The following is a 10227-nucleotide window of genomic DNA, read 5'->3' as shown; positions in this document are numbered from 1 at the left end:
CAACTTTACGGGGTCACTTCATTTTGACTGGCTTTTCATTATCGGCTTCGCTATTTACTCATTTGGATATTATGAGCTTGGCGCTACTCGCTTCTCTTTCAATTGCTCAATTACATAATCAGGAGCCACTTTACCTAGCTCACCCAAGCAATCATCTGTCTTTTCATTGCCGTAGCGCACATAGATATCGCATACCGCGTATAGCTGCTCTGGAGAACCAGAGATCAAATATGCTTTCTCGAACGATTTAGTCGACTTGTCGATATCCAACTCTTCTTGTAATACCCCATTTAGGTACCAGTAATAGCTGTTATCTTTAGCTAGCTTCGCAGCCACTTCAATCTCTTTGGCTGCCGCAGTTTTGTCTTCAAGGCGAACCAAAGTTAGAGATTTTGAGTAATGCAGAGCGGCGTTGTTTGGTACGCTCTCCAAACCACGTTCTAATACTTCGACCGCTTGTTGGTCTTTTTTCTGCGCTCGGAAATTATCAGCGTAGCTTAACCAAACTTGCGCTTCTTTTGGATGCGTATTGATCAATTCTAGATAAACCGTTTCCGCCTTATCCCACTCGTTGTGCCAGCGAAGTACATCAGCAAACAACAATTGGTACTTTTCAGATTCTTGCGTTTCTAGAAAACTGATCAACTCTTTTACTGGTGGTTCGATTTGCGCTTTTTGTTGTTCATCTAAGGCATTAAAGTCACGAATTAGATTCGATGTTGCCGTGTGGCGAACCATGGTATCGCTGTCTTTGAGCAATGGAGATACCAGTGCCCAACGATGTTCTAGTTGATAAGGTTCAGAGCCAATCACAGACGCTTCGCGAACTTCAGGGTCTTGGTCTTTCAAGCCTCTAGCAACAGCCACCAGAGCGTTTTGACTTGGGTAAGCTGCTAATTCTTGCAGCGCACCAGTACGGTTTTCAATAGACTGATTCTGATCTTGCGCCATGTAAGATAACTGTTGAATGCGGGTTTGAGTGTCCGTCATTTCAAGCACTTGATTGATATTTTGTGCTGGTGCATCAACGGTTTGTTGAACGCTATTAGCTGCCATCGCTGACGTTGATAACAATGCGGACGTTGAAATAAATAAAGCAACCGCTGTCGCTAAACTCTTCTTGATCATAGTATTACCTTAAGCTGGAGAACTTAGCCTGTCCCTAGACTCATATCTGATTAAATTTCGTTAGGATCGATAACTCTGAACCTAGAACTTGACTTAAAACTTGGTCTCAAACGTCGTTTGTTTTGCCAGTTCTGCTCGACGCGCCATCATCACAGAATCACTGTACTTACCATGAGCAACAGGGTGTCTCATCGCACGCGCGATATACGCCATCGATTTATCAACATGAGAGAAGAACTTATGCCAGCCCGCGCATAGATAATTCAAGCCCGGCTCACCCGCACGAGTTTTGATAAAGCGATTTTTCGGACACTCGCCATGACAAGCAAACTTGTAGTCACATTGCTGACATTGGCTCGTCAGCGTACGTGATTTAGCGAAACCAAATTTCTGTTGTGGTGCACTGTATGCTAAGTCATCAAGCTTCTCGTGGTGGATGTTGCCAATTTTATATTCAGGGTAAACGTAGTGGTCACAAGAGAACACATCGCCGTTTGGCTCCATCGCTAAGCCTTTACCGCAGATCTCATTGAGGGTGCAAAGCGGGTTCGGACGACCAATCCACGTTTCTAAGCTCGCTTCGAAATATTGAACAAACACTTTACCGATGTCGTGCTTCGCCCACTCATCAAATACAGCGATCAGGAAGTTGCCCCACGCTAAGTCCGATACACACCATGATTCCATGATCGAATCTTTGTGGCCCGGAATCAGACGCTTGTCACCTTGCTTGAGTTGCTCACTCACTTGAGACGTTTGCGGTGCAACGGTTCTAAAGGTTTTCTGTTCTACGATAGGAATAAACTGCATTTGTGGAGACTTCACCACATCACGTAGGAAACGATACACTTCGAGTGCATTTTGACTGGTCAGGTTATTCACACAGGTAAGCGTGGCGAATTTGACTTGATGCTTGTGCAGCAACTCGACAGCAGCCATCACTTGTTTGAATGTGCCACGACCCGCTCGGTTGGTACGGTAAGCGTTGTGCAGCATTTCAGGGCCATCAATACTTAAACCAATTAGGAAGTTGTTCTTAGCTAAGAATCGACCCCAATCGTCATTCAGTAATGTGCCATTAGTTTGTAGGTCATTTGAAATTAACACACCCTCGGGCTGATACTTTTTCTGTAGCTCAACCACACGCTCAAAATAAGCCAAACCTAACATGGTCGGTTCACCGCCCTGCCATGAGAAGATGATTTCAGGCGTATTTTGACCTTCGATGTATTGTCGGATGTAAGTCTCTAGCGTCTCATCATCCATTCTTGGAGAACTGCCTTTCTTGTACTCCAACAAATCTTGCTTACTTAGGTAATAACAATATTTACAGTCAATGTTGCACGCTGCGCCAATCGGCTTAGCCATAACATGCAGGCGCTTAGACGCTTTACCATTATATTGTGGACCTTGAGTAATGTGCATGATTTACCTACCTATCTTAGTGTCTTGTTCCCATCATAATTCCGAATTAAGTCAGTGGCATGTTATACCCTTTATAACCAATAGGAATGACCAAAAACGTTAGAGTTACACCCTATTTCGAACATTTGAGGCACGTGATGAAATTTATCAATTACAAACATTTAGCAGCAGTTAGCGGCGTCACCATGACTATTTTTCTAAGCGGCTGTGCAAGCGTGCCTACACACCCTATCGCTCAAAAAATTGACCAAGAGATGGTGTTGGTTGAAGGCGGAACATTCACCATGGGTTCAAACAGCCCAGAAGCGACCAAAGCCGAACGACCAGCCCGTGATGTAACTGTAGATAGTTTCTACATTGCGAAGTTTGAGGTGACTCAAGAATTGTTTGAATCGGTGATGGGTTCATCTCTCAGTTATTTCCAAAACCCACAAGTTCCGGTCAACAACCTAAGCTGGCAACAAGCGAACTATTTCGTTGAGCAGTTGAATGAACTAACAGGCGAAGAATACCGCCTACCGACTGAAGCGGAATGGGAATTTGCAGCCAAAGGTGGCAACAAAAGTAAAGGCTATACTTACAGTGGTTCCAACAACTTAAATGATGTTGCGTGGTACTCAGCAAATTCGAAAAATAGCGCGCATCCTGTCGGGTTAAAAAAGCCAAATGAACTAGGCTTATATGACATGACAGGAAACGTTGGTGAGTTTGTCATTGATGCTTTCGATGACACCTTCTACAGATTCGGTCCAACAGACAACCCAAACAATGCAAAGCACAGTGACGTAGGTTTATCGCATAAATCGGTGCGCGGTGGCAGCTTTGCTTATGACGAAAATGAATCTGAAAGTTACCGTCGTGATTTCGCAAGCCAATCAATCACCATGTCAGATATGGGGCTGCGCCTAGTTAAAGATGCTGATTAGTGGGAATCGCGAACTAACGGATTTGCGCTATCCAAACGCCAGAAAACCGACCAAGCGTTAGAACTCCGATCTAGCATTAGAATTCTGCGGCCACACTGAATAAGGACACCCTATGCAATACACCAAGCTTTCAGGACTTACACTCGCGTTACTCTGTGCTCTTCCTACATCGGCTGCAGAAAAGCCAGACCTTGTCCTCCAAATCACGGTTGATGGCCTACGCGCAGATTTAATCGAGCGATATAAGCATAACTTCGGTGAAGGCGGTTTCCGCTACTTAATGGACGACGGTACTTATTACACCAATGCCAACTACCAACACGGCAACACAGAAACCATTGTAGGACATGTGTCGCTTGCAACAGGCGCTCCACCGAGCGTACACGGCATGGTAGGTAATGTTTGGTATGACCGTAGCGAAGAACGTTTGGTGTATAACGTAGAAGATGGCAACTACGCCATGCTGACTTCGGGTGCGGGTGTCGACAAGGCCACCGAGATCGATCCAACACAGAAGACAGCGCAAGGTGACGGTCGCTCTCCAGAGCCAATACTCGCCACTACCTTTGGCGACGAACTGATGATTTCCAATAGCGGAAAATCAAAAGTGTTTGGCGTATCGGTAAAAGACCGTGGCGCGATCTCGCTTGCTGGACACAGTGGCAAAGCATTTTGGTTCTCGAAAGCACAGTCTGAGTTTGTCACTAGTAACTATTACTACGACGAATACCCAGCTTGGGTATCTCGTTGGAATGAAAAAGCCATTGCAGCTCAATACTCTAAGCAGAGGTGGGAACTGTCGTTACCGCGTGACCAGTACACCCTGCAAGAACACAATATGGACCACAAGGTTAAGCTCGGTGATTTCCAACGCACCTTCCCTCACCCTTATGGCCCTGCGAGCTATAAATACTACAGCACAACATTAACCGTGAGCCCTGCTGGTGATGAGATCACCGAGAACTTTGCAAGTACACTCTTGATGCAAGAAAAGCTTGGGCAAGGCGATGCGACGGATTACCTATCAGTTAGCTTCTCTTCGAATGACTACGTGATTCACCTGTACGGCCCTGAGAGCTTAGAGACTGAAGACAACTTAATCCGCCTGGATAAAACACTCGCGAAGCTTTTTAAAACCGTCGACAACCAAGTGGGATTAGAGAACACGTTAATCGTCTTGTCTGCCGATCACGGTGTTCCTGAATCTTCACCTGCGGCAAATGCGCTAGGTTTCAGTCAAGCTCAGTACTTCGACAAAGACGCACTACTATCAAGTGGTGTAGAGAAACGATTAAAAGATGATTTTGGCTTAACTAAAGACGCAATTCGTTTGTACGCTCAGCCTTATATCTATTTGAATCATGACTTGATCACTGAGAAGAAGTTGGACTTGGCAAAAGTACAAGAAGCCATTGCCGATGAGATTGCGAAAGTGAAAGGCGTTGCGTTTGCGGTATCGAGCAGTGATATTGCGGCAAACCGAGTCCCTGATACTCATGTAATGCAGCTCATCAAGAACAACTACCACCCTGCTCGTTCGGGCGATGTGTATGTGGTATTTGATCCACGTAGCTACATTAACGATATGGAAGGGCTGCAAATTGCCTCGACTCATGGTTCTCCTTGGAAATACGATACGCATGTGCCGGTGATTTTCGCTGGCTATGATGTGGATGCTAAGAAGGTTTCACGTCCAATCACGCCATACGATATTGCACCGACGCTTTCGAACAAACTCGGCATCACTCAACCAAGCGGTTCGATTGGCCAAGTGCTAGAAGAGATTACTGACTAATCACAATTATTAGGTTTGTGAGCCAAACATGCTCACACAATCTCTAACATAAAAGAGCCGCTTATTCCGTTCCATACGAATAAGCGGCTCTTTTTTCATGCATGATGGATTGAATCGTGCTTAATTCTTACCTGAGTAACGAAAAGCTTCTCTGGTGAGTTGATTCAACTGGTCGTCATTCATCTTATTGTGCACAACCGTGATACGACCTAAATATACCAGCGGGACTTCCGCTTCTCTCTCTTCCAAATGAAACTTGATCGCTTCAGCTGTTGCTACGCCAAGGTCATCACTCATACGCATTGGTGTTGCATCTAACTCATCAGAACGAATCTTCTCGATCTCTATCGCTGTACCGCCCCAACCCGTGACATAAATTTCAGACAACATGTCGGCTTGGTTTAACGCATCAACCGCTCCCATGGTCATCGCCGTATTAGCATTATGAACCATGGTCACCTCAGGGAAATTACCCAGCACTAAGCGAATCCCATCAGCACCGCCGATTTTTTGATATTGCCCAAAGTGCTCATACACCGTTAACCAGTCACCTTTCTCTTCCACACAATCAATGAAGCCTTGTGAACGTTGAGTGTCCGTAATCCCCGGGATCCCGCGATTGGCAGAGAACTCGACGTCACTTCCTAGCTCTTGGACCACATGGTCACACAGCACCTCCGCGCCCATTACGCTTGAGAAGTCAAACCAACTGTCTGGTTGATGTGTCCATTGTTCATTCGGCGTGTGAAATGCCCAAATAAAAGTTTTGAATTCTGTCGAAGCCGATAGCTTTTGAATGTTCTCCTCTTGTATTCCCAGTTCTGAAGGGCCAAAAATAACGAAGTCATAAGGTGTGTCAGCATTCAACACTTGATCCGTGTATTGAGTCTGCAAAGAGTGCTCAATTTGTCTTGAAGTAAACTCGCTGATCTCGAATGGCAACTCTAAAGCGATCAACCTTTCCTTCAATGCGGTGTAATTTCGAGTCCAAAAGTCAGAAATATCTGCACTTGGGTAAATTAGGGCAATTCTGACCGGTTTCTCTACCGACATTGGCGCTAACGAAACCGGCTCGCCACTCACAGTCTCTTGAAATTTTTCGAGTTTCTTTACATCTGCGTCCGACCTTACCCCATCAGCGATTACGTCAAAAGGAAGGATAAAACAAGCTGTCAGTAGGGCTGGCAATACGTTTTTATAAATTTGACCCGGCATAACTGTTACCAAATGTTTGAATGTTTATTAACAATATTATAAATATAGAGCGATAATAATTTAAAGCGTTTTATAAGCCTTATGAATAAGACAGTGTATTTTGCGAGTTTGTTGCTCGCTACTACTTGCAACTCACCGAGTTTTGCGGGTAATCCTGAGAACAATTTCTTCCATTACGCTGAAGAAAAAGTAATGCGTGCGGTTTCCAACCAACGAACATGGGATGGTCCAACACAAGGCCCAGCTGTTCGTCATGAAAAGAACGTTATTTTCGTCGCGTCTGATTTACGTAATGGTGGCGTCTATGGCGTTGGCAAAGGCATATCTGAAGCTATTTCTAACATTAATTGGCACCTTAGATTCATTGATGGATTGGGCTCTGAGGTGCGCCAAGGTGCAGCGATCCGAAAAGCGATTGGCTTTGAACCCGATGCCATTGTTTTAGGTGGCATTGATGCGGTTCGTCATAAAACCATTTTGAAACAAGCAGAAGATCTCGGGATTGTTGTCATTGGCTGGCACGCAACGGAGCTTGTTGGCGGAAACCCAGAGATTGGCTTATACACCAACATCACCACCGACCCACTTGATGTGGCGGAAGTCGCTGCCCTGCTCGCCATCGTCAACTCAAAGGGTCAAGCCAAAACCGTGGTGTTTACCGACCCTAATTATGAAATCGCGATGATCAAAGCCAACGCTATGGTTAACACCATCAAGCGTTGCAGCAGTTGTGATGTCCTTGAGCTCAACTACCTACCTTTAGACAAAATTGCTGAGCAAATGCCCGCGACATTGAAAGACCTTGATAACAAGTACGACGATAAAATCACTCACATATTGGCCATTAACGACTTGTACATCGACTATGCGATCCCCTCTTTGGAGTCGAGCCTTGAAGAGCTAAAAATGATCCCGCAGAACATCTCTGCAGGTGATGGCAGCAAAGCGGCCTACAAAAGAATCTATAGTGGACAATTCCAACTGGCGACCGTTCCTGAGCCCTTATATTTACAAGGCTGGCAGATTGTCGACGAGCTTAACCGAGCCTTCAATCAGATGCCTCCTAGCGGCTACTCTGCCCCAGTACATCTCGTCACACCGGAGAATGTTGAAGAGCTCATCAGCCAGTCAGACAAAGGGATTTACGATCCTAAAAATGGCTACCGTGAAGCGTATCTGAGAATTTGGAAGCCACAATGAAATTACGTCAGATAAACATCACCCAACGACTCATCATGTCGAACTTGCTCTCACTATTAATCGTGAGTCTTGCAGTGATCATGGTGATTCGATCTTTGTATTATGTTGAGTCGACACTCAAAACTGAAACCTCAACGCACGTGTCCGATTTGATTATCAACTCTGAAATCAGCCGCCGCGTGTTTACGTTAACTTCTCGAGTTAAGTTACTGGAGCAAACCTTTCTGTTCAGTGAAACCACCTTGTCTGAAGAAGCATTCAATGTCGATTTTCAGCTCCAACGCTTGAGAGACTTATCGACCAATGAAGGCTTCTCGCAAAAGATTGACGCCTTTATCGATAACTTCCATCGCTTCTTAGGCAGTTCATTGGCACTAAATCGAATCTTAAAACAGACCAATCAGATCGACGCGGCACTAGCCGAGCAACTGGATCAGCTCGAATTTGCGATTGCCGACAGCAAACTTAGACACTTAGATCAGCCTAACTTCATCCGTTATAACAATGAATTAGATCTCATCAACATGTTGCGAGAGTCGTTCCTCACCTCTGGGAAAATGGTGGGTGACATACATAGCCGTATCACACCAGAAACAGAAAAAGTGTTGCTGATAGAAGTAGAAAAAGAGCTCGACATCTTCTTACTTCACTTAGAAAACGTTGATATCGGAACAACTGCGGTTATTGCGGAGAAGAAGCGAATCCACCGCACCGTGAAACGCTACAACGCCGCTTTAAAACGGATTCGCGCTAATCTGGAACAACGTTGGTTGGTAATGGCTTCGCTGTTAGAAGCACAAAGCGACTTGTTAGAAATGGTAGAGAACACCGAATCACGCGTACAGAACCAAGCTCTAGAACTAACCGACCAACTTGAAGAAGAGATCGGTTTATCTCGGTTGAACGCCATCATCATGAGCTTCTCGGCTTTTGTGCTATCGATGCTGCTCGTAAACCATGTGGTGAGACACCACATTCGACAACCACTCAATGCACTGCGACATGGTTTCGACCGTTTAGAATCCGGTAGCCTCAAAAACCCAATCAACTTGGGTCGAAGTGACGAGTGGTCTCACTTAGAGAAAGCCTATAACAACATGGCTTCAAGGCTGTCGGAGGCCTATCTCGACCTCACTGAGGAGAAGAAGAACTTCGACTTTCTTGCTCACCACGATCCGTTGACCAATTTGGCTAATAGATTATTAGCCACCAAACAGTTAGATAAAGAAATTAAGCTCTCGAGCGAGAACAATGCGCCCTTTTTACTGTTTTATCTCGATATTGATGAGTTCAAAACAATCAACGATTCGTTAGGCCACGCACCTGGAGACAACTTGCTGGTTAACGTCTCTGACATCCTTAGCAATCTCGTCGGAGATAAGGGCTTTGTCGCTAGAATGGGCGGTGACGAGTTCTTGGTTGTGTATTCGAACGTTGGTTTAGAAGAAGGTGAGCCCATCGCTGATCGCTTAAACCAAGCATTAAGAAAGCCTTACTATATTGATAATAACTCTATCTTCGTTTCAGCCAGTATTGGGGTATGTGAGTACCCTACTCACGGTTTAGATCGTGAAACCTTGATTCGAAATGCCGATACCGCTATGTATCACGCAAAGCGTAATGGTAGAGACCAATACAGAGTCTATGCTGATGAAATGACCCATGAAGTCAATGACTTAATTGAAACCAACATGGGGCTTCATCAAGCCATTGCCAACGACGAACTGGAAGTCTTCTTCCAACCAAAAGTCGACTTGGATTCTCAAGACATCATCGGTGCTGAGGCTCTTATTCGTTGGCGTCACCCTAAACTCGGATTGCTTCCACCTATCGATTTTCTTGAAGTCGCAGAGAAAAGTGACCTTATTATCGACATCGATAAATGGGTGTTTAAGAAGGTGGCGAACCTGATCACCGAATGGCAACGCTCAGGTATCGACCTACAAGGTGTGATTTTCTCTATCAACTTCTCAGCAAGAATGTTCTATATGACGGATCTCGCAGAACAGTTGCAAGTGATACTCGATGAGACGGATTGTCAGCCACATCAACTGCTTCTTGAAATCACAGAAAGAGACATGATGCGAGATTTCGAAACCTGCTCAAGAACAATTGAGGTACTTCACTCGAAGGGTTATAAGATTGCGATTGATGACTTTGGTACCGGCTACTCTTCATTGTCGGTGTTGAAGAATTTGTCTGCTGATTGCGTCAAACTCGATCGAAGCTTTATTGAAGACATAAATTCTTCGAAAGTAGATTATGAGATTACTTGCGCGGTACTCAAGCTTGCACAAATACTTGATTTTTCAGTGATTGCAGAGGGCCTTGAAACACAAAATCATGTAAAGACTCTACGCCAAATTGGCTGCAAATATGCTCAAGGCTATTTCTTTGCTCGACCTTTGCCCATCGATGATTGGGTGTCATACTTCTTGCTTAACTCTGAGCAGAGCCAAAGAGAAGCTTAGTGCCTGTTCCTTAAATTAATAAAGTTTCAGTGAGTTAAGTTCCTTCACCGATTTTTTACGAAACAAG

At 44.9% G+C, this 10227-nt stretch carries 7 protein-coding genes; 4 read left to right on the top strand and 3 right to left on the bottom strand.

The window, feature by feature from the left end:
• Positions 1-69: 69 nt before the first annotated feature.
• Together FTW16_RS04465 and FTW16_RS04460 are read right to left on the bottom strand one after the other, a co-directional pair.
• Positions 70-1128 (bottom strand): hypothetical protein, encoded by a 1059-nt coding sequence (locus FTW16_RS04465; protein WP_146490200.1) that lies wholly within the window; start codon positions 1126-1128, stop codon positions 70-72.
• Positions 1129-1221: 93 nt separating this feature from the next.
• Positions 1222-2553, bottom strand: a complete 1332-nt coding sequence (locus FTW16_RS04460; protein WP_048663474.1) for an anaerobic sulfatase maturase — start codon at positions 2551-2553, stop codon at positions 1222-1224.
• A gap of 137 nt (positions 2554-2690) precedes the next feature.
• Between FTW16_RS04460 and FTW16_RS04455 the strand changes: the two genes are divergently transcribed.
• Positions 2691-3479: a formylglycine-generating enzyme family protein gene (locus FTW16_RS04455; RefSeq protein WP_146490199.1), complete on the top strand. Its 789-nt coding sequence runs from the start codon at positions 2691-2693 to the stop codon at positions 3477-3479.
• Positions 3480-3591: 112 nt separating this feature from the next.
• Positions 3592-5274, top strand: a complete 1683-nt coding sequence (locus FTW16_RS04450; protein ID WP_146490198.1) for an alkaline phosphatase family protein — start codon at positions 3592-3594, stop codon at positions 5272-5274.
• 120 nt (positions 5275-5394) lie between these two features.
• Here FTW16_RS04450 and FTW16_RS04445 read toward each other — a convergent pair whose 3' ends face one another.
• Entirely contained in the window at positions 5395-6489 is a 1095-nt protein-coding gene (locus tag FTW16_RS04445) for a substrate-binding domain-containing protein (RefSeq protein WP_146490197.1), read from the bottom strand.
• Between the two features lie 81 nt (positions 6490-6570).
• On the opposite strand from FTW16_RS04445, the gene FTW16_RS04440 reads away from it, so the two are divergent.
• Together FTW16_RS04440 and FTW16_RS04435 are read left to right on the top strand one after the other, a co-directional pair.
• Positions 6571-7689, top strand: coding sequence for a substrate-binding domain-containing protein (locus FTW16_RS04440; RefSeq protein WP_146490196.1), 1119 nt, complete (start codon positions 6571-6573; stop codon positions 7687-7689).
• Positions 7686-10160, top strand: a complete 2475-nt coding sequence (locus FTW16_RS04435; protein ID WP_146490195.1) for a putative bifunctional diguanylate cyclase/phosphodiesterase — start codon at positions 7686-7688, stop codon at positions 10158-10160. Before FTW16_RS04440 ends, FTW16_RS04435 begins: the two co-directional genes overlap by 4 nt.
• The last annotated feature ends 67 nt before the right edge of the window (positions 10161-10227 follow it).

Source organism: Vibrio sp. T20, assembly GCF_007858795.1.
GTDB lineage: Bacteria > Pseudomonadota > Gammaproteobacteria > Enterobacterales > Vibrionaceae > Vibrio > Vibrio satsumensis.
Note: the sequence above shows the minus strand (reverse complement) of the source record. Positions and strands in the feature narration are given on the sequence as shown.